Origin of the sequence: Corynebacterium sp., from assembly GCF_043426755.1 — a bacterium.
Lineage (GTDB): Bacteria > Actinomycetota > Actinomycetes > Mycobacteriales > Mycobacteriaceae > Corynebacterium.
In genome coordinates this window covers 1-17222 of record NZ_JBHWRP010000012.1, presented here as the reverse complement: position 1 = coordinate 17222, position 17222 = coordinate 1, and the positions used below count along the sequence as shown (strand labels likewise).

Genomic DNA, 17222 nt, shown 5'->3' with positions numbered 1-17222 from the left:
GAGATGATCAGGATGAGCGAGATGATGTCGGTGATCAGTGAGTAATTGATATCAGACATGTTAGGAACCATCCCTCTTGCGGAAGCGTGCCACGGACAGGGATCCGATGAAGCCCAGCAGTGCGATGACCATCATGACATTGGCCACGGTGGTGTCCAGCGTCCAGCAAATATAGGTGGCCAGCGCACACTGCAGCATGGCGACCACGCCGTCCATGCCCAGCATGCGATCCAGCGAGTCGGGGCCGACCATGATGCGCCAGGTCATGATGAGGAACCCGGCGGTGAGGAACACGGCCGCGATCAGGAGAAAAGAGTTATACAGTTCGGGATTCATTTATAGCCCCCTTTCAAAGATGGCCAACATGCGGCGTTCCAGGGTGGCCACATTTTCAATTTCGCGGTCGATGTCGTCCTGGTCCTCGGCGTCGAGCACGTGGATCGTCCACATCCGGTTCGCGATATCAATATCGCTCACCGAACCACCCGGCTGCAGGTTATATGCGGAGGTGGCGAAGTAGAGGACAAGCTCATTCGACACACGCATCGGCACATGCAGGATGGCGGTCTTCGGCGGGTCCTTCGGGCGGATAGCCAACCAAGACACTTTCACCGAGGCGACGATCAGTTCACCAAGCCAGGTGAACACGAAACGGATCGCGGCCGGCCAGTAGATGCGGAAGTTGTCCATCGGCATCGCCGGCAGCGGCAGCAGCAAGACGATGAGCGTTCCGATGGCAAGGCCACCAAAGAAGTTCGCCCAGGACAATTCGCCCATCAGCAGGATCCACATCAGCGTGAGCCAGATGATGAATGAGAAGCGTAGGCGGTTGCGCACTCCGGACATTAGCGGGACACCTCCTCAGTGGGGGCGGGCAGCGGGATTGGTTCCGTGGTCACGCCAGACATGGTGGGGGTTTCTTTCGTGATTCTTTCCGTCGAGGCTTCAGGGGCACGGCTTTCGACGATGCCTGGTGCCGGCTCCGGAAGCTCGTGCTTGCGCTTGTCCAAGGAGTCCGTGCCGTCGTCGAGACGCTGCTGGTCGACGGTGCGATCAGGGTTGTCAGCCCGGTCGCCAAGAACGGCGGTGCGGTAAATATTGACGTCCTGTGCGGATTCGGCAGCCCGTCCGGTGACAGCGGAAATTGGGCCGGCCAGCACCGTTACGGACAGCGAGGCCACGACGAGGGTGGTGGTGGACGCGACCATGCCAAAAGGCAACCGGCCCACGTCAGCACGCTCCTTCAGGGTGACCGTGTCGGTGACATCAACCAATGGGGACGGTTGAGCGTCGACAAGCTCGCCCTCCGGTGCGTCCTTGCGGTCGCGCCAGAAGCCCTTCGACCACACCAGGACCATCACGTAGAGGGTCAGCAGCGAGGTCACTACGGCGCCACCGATCAGCACCCAGGACAGCCAGGAGCCCTCGTTCGCGCCGGCCTCCAGCAGCAGGATCTTGCCCAGGAAGCCGGAGAACGGTGGGATACCGCCCAGGTTGATGGCGGGGATGAAGTACAAGATGGCGATCACCGGCGCGGTGTACATCAGCGAACCCAGCCTGCGTAACGACGACGTACCCGCCTGACGCTCGATCAGCCCGACCACGAGGAAGAGGCTGGTCTGCACCAGAATGTGGTGCACCGCGTAGAAGATCGCGCCGCTGAGCCCCTGGGCGGAACCCAGTGCGATACCGAAGATCATGTAACCGATGTGGCTGACCAAGGTAAAGGACAGCAAACGCTTGATGTCATTCTGCGCCAACGCACCCAAAATACCCACGATCATCGTGGCCAGCGCCACCCACATCAGCAGGGTATCCAGCGACCCATCCGTGAATACGGAGGAGCGCATGCGGATGATCGAGTACACACCCACCTTCGTCAGCAGGCCCGCGAACACAGCGGTGACCAGCGACGGGGCGGTGGGGTAGGAGTCCGGCAGCCAGGCATCCAGCGGGAAGATCGCCGCCTTAATGCCGAAGGCCACAAGGAGGGTGGCGAAGATGGCGGTGCGGGTGCCGTCCGGGATGTCCTCCATCCGCAGACCGATCTGCGCCATGTTCACCGTGCCCACCGCGGCGTACACTCCGGCCAGGGCGAACAGGAAAATCATGGAGGACAGCATGGAGACCATCACGTAGCCGATACCGGCACGCACACGGTCCGGCGAAGCGCCCAACGTGAGCAGCACGTAAGAGGCGACGAGGAAGACCTCGAAACCGACGTACAGGTTGAAAAGGTCACCCGCCAGGAAGGACAGGTTCACGCCCATGGTTAGCAGCATGTACACCGGCAGGAAGACAGCCACTGGCTCTTCCTCCGTGCCGTCGCGCACACCCTGGGAGATGGCGTACCACATCACACAGAACAGCACGATGGCGGAGACGAACAGCATCATCGTCGACAAGCGGTCCGCGACCAGCGTGATGCCGATCGGCGCGTCCCACCCGCCCAGCTGGACGGTCTGGATGCCTTCGAGGTCCGTGACCAGGATCATCGAGCCGTTGAGCACCATGAGCGCGATCAGGGTGATGATCGCGATGGTGCGCTGCAGGTTGACGTACTTGCCGGACAGCAGGGCTAGGGCCGCTGCGATCGCCGGCAAAAGAACCGGCAGCGGGATGAGATAAGGCATGTACGGAAGCAGCGCTTCGACGCACTCTGCGGCAAAACTATTCATCGTCGGCCTCCGTGACTGGGTCTTCGAATGAACGCGGGCCGAAGGCATCGCCTTCTGCGGTGAGACGCCCAGTTTCAGGGTCATCGGAGGCGTCGTGGTCCGGTGCCGCCGAGGCGGTGGCCGGACGTGCAGCAATTGCCTGGTCCTCCGAGTCATCCTCAATGATGTCGGCGGTGCGGTAACGGTACTGGCGGTAGGCCAACGCGAGGATGAACGCGGTCATCGCCATCGAAATCACAATGGCCGTCAAAATCATGGCCTGAGCCAGCGGGTCGGCAACCTGATCACCGTAGACCTCAGAGTCACGGTTCATGATCGGCGGCGAGCCCGCCGAGCCACCGGCCTGCAGGATCAGCAAGTTCGCGCCATTACCGATGAGCAGAATGCCCATCAGCATGCGCGTCATCGCACGGTCCAGCATCAGGTAGGTGCCACACGCGATGAGGGCGCCGGAGGCGAGGATGAGAAAGAGATTGGCTTCCATTTACTTGTCCTCGCTTTCTTCTTCTCGATTCTTACTGGGGTCAGTGGGGTCTGTTTCCGGACCCTTTTCCAAGGTGGCTACCGAGGAACCGGATGTCTCGCTTGCGTTTGGCGACGAGCCCGGCGCATTATGTTGTGCCGCAATTTGCTTCTTGCGCTGCTCCTGTTGGCGGCGGCGGAACTCTGCCTTGCGCTTCAGGGAGCGAGCACGGTCGCGTGCGCGCTGCTTGCGCACCTCTTCCTCCTGATCGAGGTGACCACCCATGGAGGTGAGGATGTGCATGATCAGGCCGACGACGATGATGTACACGCCGGCGTCGAAAAGCAGCGCGGACGGGATGGCGATTTCGCCGATCAGCGGCAAGGTCACTTCCGCGAAATCCGAGGTCAGCGGCGGTTGTCCACGGAACATCGGGATCACTGCGGCGGCGGCCGACAGGATGAGGCCGGTGCCCAGGATCTTCGCGGGGTCGATCGGCAGCGTCTCTTCCAGTTCGTCGCGGCCACCTGCCAGGTAGCGCAGGGTGATCGCCAGGGCGGCGACGAGGCCGCCGGCGAAACCGCCACCCGGAGCATTGTGGCCCGCGAAGAAGAAGTAGAGGGACAGCGCCATCATCGATGGGAAGAGCACGCGGGTGACCACGTCCACCATGAGCGAGCGGTTCTGTGCCTTCTCCGAATCCACATCGGCGGCCAGCCAGCGACGAGACGTGGTCGACAGGGTTGGGCGGCGCGATGGGCGCACGAAGGAGCGGGTGCGGTAAATCAGGCTGGCCACGCCGGTCGCGGCGATGACAAGTACGGAGATCTCACCGAAGGTATCCCAGGCACGCAGGTCCACGAGCAACACGTTGACGGTGTTGGCGCCGTGGCCGATGTCATAGGCCAGGTCCGGCATGAGATCCGAAATCGGGCGCTCGGTGCGCGCCGAGATAGCGAAGACAGCGACGATGGTCACCGACAGGCCCACGGCCACGGACAGCCACGCACGCAGGCGATTGTCCTGGTTCTGCCGTGGCTCGATCTGCGTTGGCATCTTGCGCAGCACCAGCATGAACACCACCATCACGATGGTCTCCACCAGGGTCTGTGTCAGTGCCAAGTCCGGGGCGCCGTGCAACGCGAAGATGAACGCTAGCGAGTAGCCGGTCATGCCCACGGCAATGATGCCGGACAGGCGGTTCTCCATCTGGGTAGCGGCGAAAGCCATCACGATGATGATCACCGAGGCGATTGCCTGCCACGGGGAATCCCACAGCACCATGCGGATATCGGTGCGCTCACCCAAGATCAAGGACACCAGCGGCACCAAGATGAGCACCGCGAAAATCACGCCCAAGTTAATGGTGAGCGAACCGCGCTGGGTAGACGCCGTCAAACGCAGGGAGATCTGCGACAGACCACGCAAGGTCTTGTCGTAGACATCGTCGGCAGAGCCAAGAGCCGGCTTCTCATCGTAGAAGTACTGCAGCAGCTTGCGCTTCCAGAACAGCAGCGAACCCAGGACGATGATGACCACGGTGAGCAGCAGCGGGATAGTGAACCCGTGCCACAGGGCCAGCGGCTCCGGCTGGGTTTCCGGGTAGCGGGCGTTGAGGTGCGTGGTGATAGCACGATCCAGCCAGCCAGGGAACAGGCCAAGGAAAACGGTCAGTGCGGTGAGCACAGCCGGGGAGAACCACAGGGACGGGCCGATATTGTGCATCGTCTCCACGGCGTTGTCGGTGCCGTTGGCAAGCTTCTTCGTCGAGAAGGCGCCCCACAGGAAGTAGAGGGAGTAGGCCATCGTCAGAATCGAACCGACGACCACGCCGACCAGCAGCAACTGGCCCGGCATGCCTGTCAGCAGCGGTTCCGTCAGCGCGTTGGTCAGCGCTGCTTCCTTAGCGATGAAGCCCAACAGCGGCGGGATACCGGCCATCGACGCAGCAGAGATGACCGCCAAGGTAGCCACCAGCGGCTGCTTGCGGCCCAGGCCGGACAGTTCGCGGATATCGCGCGTACCGGTGGTGTGGTCGATCGCGCCGACGATCATAAACAGCGCTGCCTTAAACAGGGAGTGGCTGAAGGTGAGCACCAAGCCCGCCTGCAAAGCTTCTTCCGAACCGATGCCGATAATCGACATGATGAAGCCCAGCTGGGAGACCGTACCGTAAGCCAGAATCAGCTTCAGGTCCTTCTGGCGCAGCGCCATCCACCCGCCCAAAAGCATGGTGAACACGCCCAGCGGAATAACCACCAGGTGCCAGGTACCAATCGCATTGAAATCCGGGGCAAGGCGCGCGACCAGGTAGATACCGGCCTTCACCATGGCCGCGGAGTGCAGGTAGGCCGACACCGGGGTAGGGGCGGCCATCGCGCCGGGCAGCCAGAAGTGCGTCGGGGCAATCGCGGACTTGGATAGCGCACCGGCCAGAATCAGGATCACGGCGGCGGTGGCATAAGGGGTTTCGCCCACGGCATCGAAGGTGGCAACTTCACTGAGGCGCCACACGCCGGTCTGGCGGCCGAACAAGATGATGCCCACCAGCATGGACAAGCCACCCAGGGTGGTCACCATCAGGGCCTGGCCTGCGGCGCGGCGGGAGGAGGCACGTTCGCCGTAGTATCCGACCAGCAGGAAGGATAGGACGGAGGTGATCTCCCAGAAGATGTACATCAACAGGAAGTTGTCGGAGATCACCAGGCCGTACATGGCTGCGGCGAAGCAGACCATCTGGGCGCCGAACATGGACAGGCGCCGGGGATTGGAATCAAAATAGCCCCAGCAATACAGCAGGACTAAAGCACCGACGCCTAAGATGATAAGACTGAACAGACCAGCCAGCGGGTCCAAGCGGAATTCGAGGTTGAGATGCGCCGACGGCATCCATTCATAGGCCGCTCGAATTTCTACGCCTTGGGCAAAAGCGCCGGTGGTGAAGAGGCTGACTATCCAGACGAAGCCTGCCGCCGGCACCAAGGCCAGCAGGCAGAACGCAATCCGTCCCATCGATCTGATGAGGAAGGGTGCAGCAATCGTCGCGATAGCCAAGGCAACAAGCAGTGTGAGCACGTTGGGCAGCTCCTCTTTATTGCATTGACGGACACGAGACATCAAGCCGTGCTCTATCAACGCCCATGCGTGCTGCCCCCAGCGGCTGGCGGTCCACAAACGCGGACACTATGTAGAACTGAGAAACACCCAAAAACGGCGGCGTCAAGGAGGCGCGGCCAACGACACACACCTTACCCATAAATATCGTTGGGTGCGAAGTGTCAGTTATATATAGGGCTGTTGCATCCCGACGATTATTTCCCGAACTGTTGCAGGAAGTTGGCTTCAGCCACAGCGATGTTCTCGATCTCTGTTGGGTCGACCGATTCGTCGGGGGAGTGGATCGTCGACTGCGGTTCCTCCACGCCGAACAGGACAATCTCCGCGTCAGGGAACTTTTCCTGCAGCTTCGCGGTCAGCGGAATGGAGCCACCAGAGCCGACAATGCTCAGCTCGGAGGCGTCGTAGGCGCGCACCAGGCAGTCGCCCAGCAGCTTCGCAGCAGGCTTGTCCGGGTCGGTGGAGAAAGGCTGGTTGGTGTCGCTGGCTGTGACGGTGACCTTGGCACCCCACGGTGCGTGCGCCTCTAGGTGAGCCACGAGCTTATCGACGGTATCCTGTGCATCCACCGCTGGTGGCACACGCAGGTTGAGCGCTGCCGATGCGGTGGCCGGTACGGCATTCACCGCCTCCGATACTGGGGTAGAGCTAAAACCAATCACGGTGACGGCCGGGCGCGACCACACCATATCGGCGGGCTCGTCCTCGACGGTGCCCATCAGTTGCACGCCTTCCAACACGCCGGCGTCCTCGCGGAACTGGGCGCGGTCATAGGGCTCGCCTTCCCACTTCTGCGCGGTTTCTACGCCGTCGATGACGGTGCGGCCGTGCTCGTCGCGCAGCGAATCCAGGATGCGCACCAGCGCTGCGACCGCGTCGGGGGCAGCGCCGCCGAACTGGCCGGAGTGGACCCCGGTGCGCAGGGTGTCTACAGTGACATCGACGCGCGCGCCACCGCGCAGCATCGTGGTGAGGGTGGGCACACCCACGGCCGCGTTGCCGGAATCGGCGATCAAGATGGCGTCAGCGGCAAAGAGTTCGGGTTGCTCGTCGATAAGCGCCTCCAGCCCGCTGCCGCCCATTTCCTCGGAGCCTTCGACGACTACTTTCAGGCCGGCATCGAAGTCGCCGGCCAGGCGCAGGGCCTCGAGGTGCATGACCAAGTTGCCCTTGCAGTCGGCGGAGCCGCGGCCGTACCAGCGGCCATCGCGTTCGGTCAGCGTGAAGGGGTCGCTGGTCCACGCGTCGGGGTCGCCGGCGGGAACGACATCATAGTGCGCATACAGCAGCACGGTCGGGGCATCGCCGACGGGTTCCTTGGTGCCGATGATGGTCTTCGTCCCGTCGATCGTGGCGTACGCGGTGGTGTCCAGGCCGGCTTCAGTGAGCTTATCGACGACCCACTGTGCGGCTGCGGAGTGATCGTCGGCAAGCTCCGGCACTGAGTGCACGGAATTGAAGGCGACGATCTCGGACAGGTTCTTGAAAATGAGTTCACGGTTTGGTGTCATACTGCCCAATTCTTGCACTCGTCGGCGCTGAGTGCTAAAAAAGGTGTTAGCACTTGAACGATCAGAGTGCTAAAAACTGATCACCGAGTGGGATGAGGCTGAAACACACTCATCAGCCGTGCCGTCGCGGGCGCCTGCTTGGACACAGACGTAGAGTGTCGTCGCTTTTTCCACTATATAGAGGAGCAACAAACACTATGGCAAAAATGATCGCATTCGACGAGGAAGCACGTCGCAGCCTCGAAAACGGTCTGAACACTCTGGCAGACGCAGTCAAGGTCACCCTCGGCCCCAAGGGCCGCAACGTGGTCCTGGAAAAGTCCTGGGGCGCGCCGACCATTACTAATGACGGTGTATCCATCGCCAAGGAAATCGACCTTGAGGATCCTTATGAGAAGATCGGCGCAGAGCTGGTCAAGGAAGTAGCGAAGAAGACTGACGATGTTGCCGGTGACGGCACCACCACCGCTACCGTTCTGGCTCAGGCGCTCGTCCGCGAGGGTCTGCGCAACGTTGCGGCTGGTTCCAACCCAATGGGCATCAAGCGCGGCATCGAGGCGGCAGTAGAGAAGGTCAACGCTGACCTGCTGGACGCTGCGAAGGAAGTGGAGTCCCAGGAGCAGATCGCTGCTACCGCTGGCATCTCCGCTGCTGACCCAGAGATCGGCGCGAAGATCGCCGAGGCAATGTACGCAGTGGGCAACGGCGAAGTGAACAAGGACTCCGTGATCACTGTTGAGGAATCCAACACCTTTGGTGTGGACCTTGAGGTCACCGAGGGTATGCGCTTCGACAAGGGCTACATCTCCGCGTACTTCGCTACCGACATGGAGCGTGGCGAGGCAGTCCTGGAGGATCCATACATCCTGCTGGTCTCCTCCAAGATCTCTAACGTGAAGGACCTGCTGCCTCTGCTGGAGCAGGTCATGCAGTCCGGCAAGCCACTGCTGATCATCGCAGAGGACGTTGAGGGCGAGGCCCTGTCCACCCTGGTTGTGAACAAGATCCGCGGCACCTTCAAGTCCGTTGCTGTGAAGGCACCTGGCTTCGGTGATCGTCGTAAGGCAATGCTGCAGGACATGGCTGTCCTGACCGGCGGCCAGGTCATCGCTGAAGAGGTTGGCCTGTCGCTGGAGACCGCAGACCTGGGTCTGCTGGGCCAGGCGCGCAAGGTTGTGGTGACCAAGGACGAGACCACCATCGTCGACGGCGCTGGCAACAAAGAGCAGATCGACGGCCGCGTGAAGCAGATCCGCGCTGAGATCGAGAACTCTGACTCCGACTACGACCGTGAGAAGCTGCAGGAGCGCCTGGCAAAGCTGGCCGGCGGCGTGGCAGTGCTCAAGGTTGGCGCAGCCACCGAGGTGGAGCTGAAGGAGCGCAAGCACCGCATCGAGGACGCTGTGCGCAACGCGAAGGCTGCCGTCGAAGAGGGCATCCTGGCCGGCGGCGGTGTGGCACTGCTGCAGGCTGCGAAGTCCCTTGAGGGCGACCTTGGCCTGGAGGGCGATGAGGCGACTGGCGTGAAGATCGTGCGTGAGGCACTGTCTGCACCGCTGAAGCAGATCGCACTGAACGCTGGCCTGGAAGCAGGCGTTGTTGCCGACAAGGTGGCTAACCTGCCTGATGGCGAGGGCCTGAACGCTGCGACCGGCGAGTACGTCAACATGATGGACTCCGGCATCAATGACCCTGCGAAGGTGACCCGTTCCGCTCTGGCGAACGCTGCATCCATCGCTGCACTGTTCCTGACCACTGAGGCTGTCGTTGCTGACAAGCCTGAGCCAGCAGGCGCAGCAGCACCAGACATGGGTGACATGGGCGGCATGATGTAAAACGCACGCCCCAAGTGCGTAGCTTTTAAGCCCCGCTTATCGACGATTCCAGCGCCGATAAGCGGGGTTTCACCCATTCGGGGGTATGTGTTTTCTGCCAGGCGCTTTGGGAATGCGCTTTATCGCATGCTGTGTCATGTGCGTTACACGCTTTGGGTGCAGTTCATGCGCCATTAACTTCCTCGGGGAAATAGTTGCAGGTAGAAGTGTGTCTGTGAATTCTGTGAGCGAAAAGTGAACAACGGATTGATAACGTTAAGGTTATGGAAATTTCATAATCGCAGCGCATGACCGCTTGACGTACGAAAAATTTGTGGCAAGATATTTCTCGATGACGCCGACAGGGTGTCAGTGAATTGAAAACTTCCTGTCACCCGCCTGGGTGGCATTCCACTTGAGGAGACACAATGGATCTTTCTGTAGTCCAGGACATTCTGAACAACGTTGCAACCTTCGGCAAGAACATCGGCCAGTTCCTGGAGGGCCCGGTCGAGATCATCAAGACCCTGGGCGGCTTCTTCTCCCAGGACGTTGCTGAGAAGACCGAGGGCACCACCCTGTCCTCCGCTTGGGACACCACCGCTGGCATCCTCAGCTCTAGCAAGTAATCACCCGTCACCCACTGGGTTCTAACTAAGCTAGAACCCTGAACACCAAATCTTTTCAAGGAGTAAACATGGATTCCGCACAGAACTTCGCAGACGCAATGGACACCTGGTCCGCACTTTCTTCCACTGGCCTGGTCGAGCAGCTGACCGGCTTCGCAGAGATTCTCGGCAAGTGGGCAGAGGCTGCTGCTAAGCTCATCGGCCTGGTTGCATAAGCACCCTTACGCCTAGCGCGTAAAAACGGAACCCACCGCTTCGTGCGGTGGGTTTTTGCATTCCTGGCAAAAGCGCACCAGGTCCCTTCTCGCGCGACCTGCGGTGCTCAAATGAATCGGTGCAAGATGGCTCGCGAGGGCTGCCGTGGGGCGCCCGCTGAAGAGTTTTCGTGTAGCGCACAAATGGCTTAAGTGAAAATGCTGTCCAATCAAGCGGTTGCTGTAATGGCGCTGTAACATAAGGATATGGCTGACCACAAGGATGACGAACTTCCGATGATCGACCTCGCCGAAACCGAAGGCTACACGGTCGACGATTCTGACGAGGACGACCCAGTTCTCCTGACTGCAGACGGCAAGCCCATTGAAACCTGGCGCGAGAATTACCCCTATGACGAGCGCATGGGCCGCGACGAATACGAACACAAGAAGCGCCAGCTCCAGATCGAGCTGCTGAAGTGGCAGAACTGGACCAAGGACACCGGCCAGCGCCACATTATCCTCTTTGAAGGCCGTGACGCAGCAGGCAAGGGTGGCACGATTAAGCGTTTCAACGAGCATCTCAATCCCCGTGGCGCCCGCACCATCGCCTTAGAGAAGCCAACGTCGAAGGAAGCTACCCAGTGGTACTTCCAGCGCTATATCGAGCATTTCCCGTCGGCAGGCGAAATCATCTTCTTCGACCGTTCCTGGTACAACCGTTCCGGCGTGGAGCGTGTCATGGGCTTCTGTACCGAAGCGCAGCACGCAGAATTCCTGCGCGAGGTGCCGATGTTGGAGAACATGATCTTAGGCTCCGGCATTTCGCTAACGAAGTTCTGGTTCTCGGTGTCCCAGAAGGAGCAGCGCACCCGCTTCGCCATCCGCCAGGTCGACCCCGTGCGCCAGTGGAAGCTTTCCCCCATGGACCTGGCCAGCCTGGACAAGTGGGATGACTATACCCGCGCGAAGGAAGAGCAGTTCCGCTACACGGATACCGATGAGTCCCCGTGGATCACCATTAAGTCCAACGATAAGAAGCGCGCCCGCCTCAACGCGATGCGCTATATCCTCAGCAAGTTCGAGTACACGAACAAAGATCACGAGGTCGTCGGCGAGCCCGACCCACTGCTTGTGATGCGCGGACGTGACCAGATCGGTGACTAGCCTCGTTGAGCTTTCGCTTATCGACGATCGCGTGTGGCGCTTAGAGCTGGCGCGACCAGAAAAGCGCAACGCGCTCAACATCGCAATGTGCCACGAGCTCATAGGCGAACTCGACCGCTGCGTGGATAACGGGGCTCGCGCCATTGTGATCACCGCGCAAGGCCCCGTATTTAGCGCCGGAGCTGACCTCGGAGAAAAGGATTTCAGCGGTGGGCTGTATCCACAGCTGGAGAAGCTCTTTGCCCATATCCAGCGCTTGCCGGTTCCCGTGATCGCCTTCATCGAGGGCCCCGCGATCGGCGCCGGCATGTTGCTGGCCATGGCCTGCGATCTCCGCGTCGCAGGCGGCGGCGAAGGCATCTACTTTTCGCTCCCGGTCGCAAGAATGGCGATCGGCGTGGACACCGCAACCGTCCGCAACCTCGAGCTGCTGATTGGTGGTTCCCGTGCGCGCCAGATGCTGCTTGCTGGTGCCACAATGAGCGTCGAAGAAGCGCAAGCCTGCGGTTTTCTTTTCCCAGAGCGCGGCGAGGAAGCGGTGACCACGCTGGCCATGACCGTTGCGGGCCTCGCTCCGCTGACGCTGCGAAACCTCAAAGCTGAGCTCGCCCACGCCTCTTCCCAGCCTTTCACCGAGGTCGAGCGCGACGCCGCGCGCACTGCCGCGTGGGAGTCGGACGATTTCCGCGAAGTCGGTCGCGCCCGCCAGGAGAGGAGAACGCCGGTTTTCCGCGGAGAGTAGTTGAGGGCAAGCTAATAATACCCCGCTTTATGAAAATTTACTCATTAAGTAGCCAATTTGGTCGGAATATAGTTGACTTAAGAACATGATAAAAGTATCTACTTCAAGTAAGCCAGTGGTGCTTGCTACATCAATCCTCACCAGTATTGCTGTGGCAGCAGGATCAACAAGCGTCGCGCACGCACAGTCGAGTCAAGCTGACCCGTCTGCAACCGGCTCCAGCCTCAGCAGCAGCTCCAGCCCGGAAAGCAGTGAAAACTCTGACCAACGGTTTCGTGAGCTCATCGCTAACTCAAGCCAGCGCCCACTGTCCTCAATTGCAGCGATCGAAGCCGTCCTAAGTTCCGTCACCCTCCCTGGTTCGAGCGCGTTCTCTGTCCCGGATGATTTCGTTGAGCTGCCGGAAGGCTACCCCTATCCGGTCGATCCAACGATCACCAAAGTACATCTGGTCAACCGCGAGACCTCGCCGCAGTCGCCCAGTGCGGCAGAGCGTCGCATCGAGCGCTGGACCGTGGCCTCCCCATCGATGGGCAGGAATATTCTCGTCGATGTCCGCCCGACCGCAGAGTCTGAGGGGCCAATCGTCGTGATGCTTGACGGCGTGGAGGCGCCAATCCGCTCCGGCTGGCTCTACGGCCCAGGCGAAGAAGAGATTGATGAGACATTTGGCGACGAACCTGCCACCCTCGTCTTCCCACTCGACGCCAACGGCACCTGGTACGCCGACTGGGTGGAGGACGATCCAAAACTTGGCCGCCAGAAGTGGGAGACCTTCATCATGGATGAGCTGCTGCCACTCATTAAGGAGCAGCCAGACATCCAGTTCAACGGCAAGCGCGCTATCGGCGGCCTTTCTATGGGCGCAACCGGCGCGGTTCACCTCGCGGCGACCCACCCAGAGAAGTTCGACGGCGTCTTCGGCCTGTCAGGTTGCTACTCGACGATGGATTCCATCGGCTACCAGATCACCAGCGCGGTCGTGGGATCTCGCGGCGGTGACGTGACCAACATGTTCGGCCCTTATGGCAGTGAGCAGTGGCGCCGTCATAACACCGTCGCGCATCCAGAGGGCCTGGCTAGCATGCCCGTGTACCTTTCCGCAGCCGATGGCGGAATCTCCCCGGTACCCACCGAAGACGAATCCTCCACCGAAGGCATGGTTGTCGGCTACATTCTTGAAAACGGTGTGCTGCAGTGCACCCGCAACCTGGACAAAGCAATGCGCGCTTCCGGCATGACGCACCAGAAGGTCCACTACAAGGGCGACGGGCGCCACAACTGGGAGAACTTCGAGGAAGAGCTGGAGCCAGCCTGGCAGCACATCCGCCCGGCACTGTACTAATCCAGCGCTGATCCAACTCAGCTAATTGCGCGGCTCGATCGGGTTGCCCTGCCACACAGTGCCCGCAGGAACCTGGTCGCCGCGCATCATCAGGGAGCCCGGCCACACGGTCGCGCCTTCGCCTATCGACGATGCCGGCAACGCCACAGAGTGCGCCGCCAAAGTCGCACCGGCCTCAATGGTGACGGTGTCCAAGCTCATCACACGGTCCTGGAAGAGGTGCGTTTGCACCACGGTGCCAGGGCCAACGGTCGCGCCCTCGCCGACAAGACACAGGTCGGTTTCGGGGAACCAGTAGGACTCGATCCACGCACCCCGGCCCACCTTCACACCCAGCGCCCGCAGCGCCAGATTCAGCTCACCCGAACCGGAGACCGGGTTGAGGAAGTACGGGGCGGCGACGGCCTCCACGAAGGCGTCCTGCAGCTCGTTGAGCCAGACAAACCAGCTGAACAGTGGGTGGTCGCCGGGGCGATGCGTGCCCACGCACACCCACTTCGCCACCACGGTCACCAGCATCGCGACCAAACCGGCTGCCATCAAGATCAGGCCGCCGAAGACGAACGGCGCCCATACGCCCAAAGAATCCAGCAGGTAGTGGAATCCACCAGCCACCCCGGCCGCGATCAGCGCGAAAGTCATCGGCGCCAACAGACGCATGGTCTCAATGAACCCGCGCGCCACCTTCATCCCCAGCGATGGGGAATAGGTGCGCGCCTCACCGGCAGCATCCTCCACCTCAACACGGCGCATGCGCTCAGGCGGGGAACCCCACCAGTTCGACCCCGCCTTCGCCTTCTTTGGTGTCGACGATAGCACGGCCACCAGTGAATTCTTGGACAGTTTGCGCCCAGGCGCGGTAATGCCGGAGTTGCCCACGAAGGAGCGCTTTCCGACGGTGGCCTCACCAGTCATCATCCAGCCACCACCAAGTTCGTAGCCGCCGATCAGGGTGTCGTCGGCAAGAAAGGCGCCATCGCGCACCTCAGTGAGTGTGGGCAGCATGACCGCGGTGGACACCTCAGCGTTCGTGCCGATCTTCGCGCCCAGACTCCGCAGCCACACCGGCGTGATCGCACCGGCATACAGCGGGAAGAGGCGAGTGCGGGCATCGTCCATCAACCGGGTGATCGCCCAGATCCGCCAACCGCCGAAGGAACGCACCGGCCGCACCCCAGGCTTCAACCCAATCTGCAGCAGGCGCACGCCGATCCACGTCGCAGCCATGGTGAACGCGAACATCGCCAGCCCACCAAGCGGGGCGAACAGGAGCGCGCCCACATAAGGATTGCCGCCGGTGGTCTGTATCAGCGCGACGGTCACGGCCACCGCCAGCGCGGCACCCACCACGGGCAGCAGTTCCAACGCGAGCGAGGTCAGCCCGTAACCCCACACCCAGTACGAACGCCGCGGCGGCAGCTCATCAGGGAAGCGATGCTTGGAACGGCCGACCTTCTTCGCCGGCGACCCAGACCACCGCGCCCCCTTCTTAATCGGCTTATCGCCGGTCACGGTAGAGCCCGCCTCCACATGAGCGCGCGTGCCGACGACCGCCCCCGGCAAGAGGGTGGAGCGGGCACCAATGCGGGCCTCGTCGCCAATGGTGATCTGGCCGACGTGCACCACATCGCCATCCACCCAGTAGCCGCTAAGGTCCACTTCGGGTTCTACGGCGGCGTGATCGCCCAAGGTGAGCAGGCCGGTGACCGGTGGCAGCGAGTGCAGGTCCACACCCCGGCCCACCGAGGCACCCAGCAGGCGTGCATAATAGTTCACCCAGGTCGCACCAGAAATGGCGCGCGAGCCCGAGGCATCCGCCCAGCGCTCCGCCATCCAGATCCGCAGGTGTTTCGCTCCGCCGCGCGGGTAGGTGCCCGGCCCGATGGAGCCGGTGAGCAGGCGAGCGCCCAGCCCGCCGATCGGAATCCGGCCCAGGGGAGTGGCAAACACAAGAACAAGAACGACGACCAACCACCAGTTGGTGTGCACCGCCCACTCGATACCCACCATGAACAACACATTGGAGACCACCAGCCACAAAGACACAAAGCTGGCCGCCTGCAGCGTCATCGCGAGAACATTGAACAGTGTTTGGGCAACACGCGTACCAGCCCCCACGGGTGTGACAGCGCGGATTTCGGTAGGGGTGTCGTCGTTAAGCGAAATGCCCCGATCGGCAGCAATCTTATCGATCGTCTCCGCAAGCTTTTCCAAACGCGGGTGATCATAAAGATCGCGCACCGCGACCGTGGGGACCTTCTCGCGCACGCGCCCCACAAGGGTCGCGGCGGCCAGCGAAGAACCGCCGAGCTCAAAGAAATCCGCATTCTTGTCGTCGACGGACACGCCCAGCACGTCCACCCAGATCTCAGCGAGCCAGGACTCCGTCGGGGTGAGCCCTGCCGCCTCCACGCCCACGCCGGGCAGCGGCCACGGCAGCGACTTCTTATCCACCTTGCCTGAGGTGGTCACGGGCAGCTCATCCATCACGCAGATGCGCGGCACGAGTGCTGCCGGCATCGTCTCCGCCAGCTGATCGTGGGCCTGCTGATGGTCGAAGCCCAGGCCCGGATCGTCCAGCGACACGTAGCCGACCAGCACGGAATCGCCCGCCCCAGTCTTTTGCACCGCCACCGCCGAGTTATACACGTTCGGCAGGGCGGCCACGTTCGCGTCCACCTCGCCCAACTCGATGCGGCGGCCGCCGATCTTCACCTGATCGTCAACGCGCCCCACGAAATACAGGCCGTCCTCCTCCAAGCGCACATGGTCGCCCGAGCGATACGCCCGCTCCGCCCCCAACGTGGGGATCGGCGCATACTTCTCCGCATCCTTCTGCGGATCCAAGTAACGCGCCAGCCCAACCCCGCCGATGATCAGCTCGCCGACCTCGCCGTATCCCACCTGCTCATCGTTCTTATCGACGACCGCCAGGTCCCACCCGTCCAACGGCAGACCAATGCCCACCGGCTGACCCGGATGCAACTGTGCGGCCGACGCAACAACGGTAGCCTCCGTGGGGCCGTAGGTGTTCCACATCTCGCGCTCTGGCGTGGCAAGCCTATCGACGAGCTCCTGCGAACACGCCTCGCCGCCGACAATCAGCAGGCGCACGTGGTCGAGCGCTTCCGCGGGCCACAGGCCAGCCAGGGTAGGAACGGTGGACACGACAGTGATGTCGCGGCGGATCAGCCACGGACCCAAGTCCTGGCCCGAACGCACCAAAGAACGCGGTGCCGGCACCAGGCATGCGCCCGAGCGCCACGCCAACCACATCTCCTCACAGCTGGCATCAAACGCGACGGACAGGCCCGCAAGCACGCGGTCTTCCGGGCCCAGCGGATTATCGGCGCAGAAGATGCGCGCCTCCGCATCCACGAAAGCGGCGGCACTACGGTGCTGCACCGCCACACCTTTCGGGGTGCCGGTGGAACCGGAGGTGAAAATGATCCAGGCGTCGTCGTCAAGCGCTGGCAGCTCGGTGTCGCCGGAGCGATCGTCGGAAAGCATGCGAAAGCCATCGTCGGTGAACATGCCGTTCACGCTGGCTTCCGAAAAGACC

At 61.7% G+C, this 17222-nt stretch carries 13 protein-coding genes; 6 read left to right on the top strand and 7 right to left on the bottom strand.

Annotated elements, in window-relative coordinates; translation table 11 throughout:
- Positions 1-60: 60 nt before the first annotated feature.
- From ACHFGA_RS01440 to ACHFGA_RS01415, 6 genes are all read right to left on the bottom strand, one after another.
- A complete protein-coding gene (locus ACHFGA_RS01440) occupies positions 61-336 on the bottom strand; it encodes a monovalent cation/H+ antiporter complex subunit F (protein ID WP_394280697.1) in 276 nt (91 codons plus the stop codon).
- Entirely contained in the window at positions 337-846 is a 510-nt protein-coding gene (locus ACHFGA_RS01435) for a Na+/H+ antiporter subunit E (protein ID WP_394280696.1), read from the bottom strand. It lies immediately after the preceding gene.
- Positions 846-2678: a Na+/H+ antiporter subunit D gene (locus ACHFGA_RS01430; protein WP_394280695.1), complete on the bottom strand. Its 1833-nt coding sequence runs from the start codon at positions 2676-2678 to the stop codon at positions 846-848. The genes ACHFGA_RS01435 and ACHFGA_RS01430 overlap by 1 nt, the downstream gene beginning before the upstream one ends.
- Positions 2671-3162 carry a Na(+)/H(+) antiporter subunit C gene (locus ACHFGA_RS01425; RefSeq protein ID WP_394280694.1) on the bottom strand — a complete coding sequence of 164 codons (492 nt, stop codon included), beginning with the start codon at positions 3160-3162 and terminating at the stop codon, positions 2671-2673. Before ACHFGA_RS01425 ends, ACHFGA_RS01430 begins: the two co-directional genes overlap by 8 nt.
- On the bottom strand, positions 3163-6216 hold the full coding sequence (locus ACHFGA_RS01420) for a Na+/H+ antiporter subunit A (RefSeq protein WP_394280693.1): 3054 nt from the start codon (positions 6214-6216) through the stop codon (positions 3163-3165).
- Positions 6217-6452: 236 nt separating this feature from the next.
- Positions 6453-7769 carry a dipeptidase gene (locus ACHFGA_RS01415; protein ID WP_394280692.1) on the bottom strand — a complete coding sequence of 439 codons (1317 nt, stop codon included), beginning with the start codon at positions 7767-7769 and terminating at the stop codon, positions 6453-6455.
- Positions 7770-7966: 197 nt separating this feature from the next.
- On the opposite strand from ACHFGA_RS01415, the gene groL reads away from it, so the two are divergent.
- From groL to ACHFGA_RS01385, 6 genes are all read left to right on the top strand, one after another.
- Positions 7967-9604: a chaperonin GroEL gene (groL, locus tag ACHFGA_RS01410; protein WP_018581017.1), complete on the top strand. Its 1638-nt coding sequence runs from the start codon at positions 7967-7969 to the stop codon at positions 9602-9604.
- A gap of 407 nt (positions 9605-10011) precedes the next feature.
- Positions 10012-10212, top strand: a complete 201-nt coding sequence (locus ACHFGA_RS01405; RefSeq protein WP_394280691.1) for a PorH family porin — start codon at positions 10012-10014, stop codon at positions 10210-10212.
- Between the two features lie 68 nt (positions 10213-10280).
- Entirely contained in the window at positions 10281-10427 is a 147-nt protein-coding gene (locus ACHFGA_RS01400) for a porin (protein WP_394280690.1), read from the top strand.
- Positions 10428-10673: 246 nt separating this feature from the next.
- Positions 10674-11573 carry a polyphosphate kinase 2 gene (gene ppk2 / locus ACHFGA_RS01395; RefSeq protein WP_018581014.1) on the top strand — a complete coding sequence of 300 codons (900 nt, stop codon included), beginning with the start codon at positions 10674-10676 and terminating at the stop codon, positions 11571-11573.
- Positions 11566-12315, top strand: coding sequence for an enoyl-CoA hydratase-related protein (locus ACHFGA_RS01390; RefSeq protein ID WP_394280689.1), 750 nt, complete (start codon positions 11566-11568; stop codon positions 12313-12315). The genes ppk2 and ACHFGA_RS01390 overlap by 8 nt, the downstream gene beginning before the upstream one ends.
- 85 nt (positions 12316-12400) lie before the next feature.
- Complete coding sequence (locus tag ACHFGA_RS01385; protein WP_394280688.1) at positions 12401-13660, top strand: alpha/beta hydrolase; 1260 nt, start codon at positions 12401-12403, stop codon at positions 13658-13660.
- Between the two features lie 21 nt (positions 13661-13681).
- Here ACHFGA_RS01385 and ACHFGA_RS01380 read toward each other — a convergent pair.
- Positions 13682-17222 (bottom strand): Pls/PosA family non-ribosomal peptide synthetase (locus ACHFGA_RS01380; protein ID WP_394280687.1); only part of this gene is annotated, 3541 nt, incomplete at its 5' end.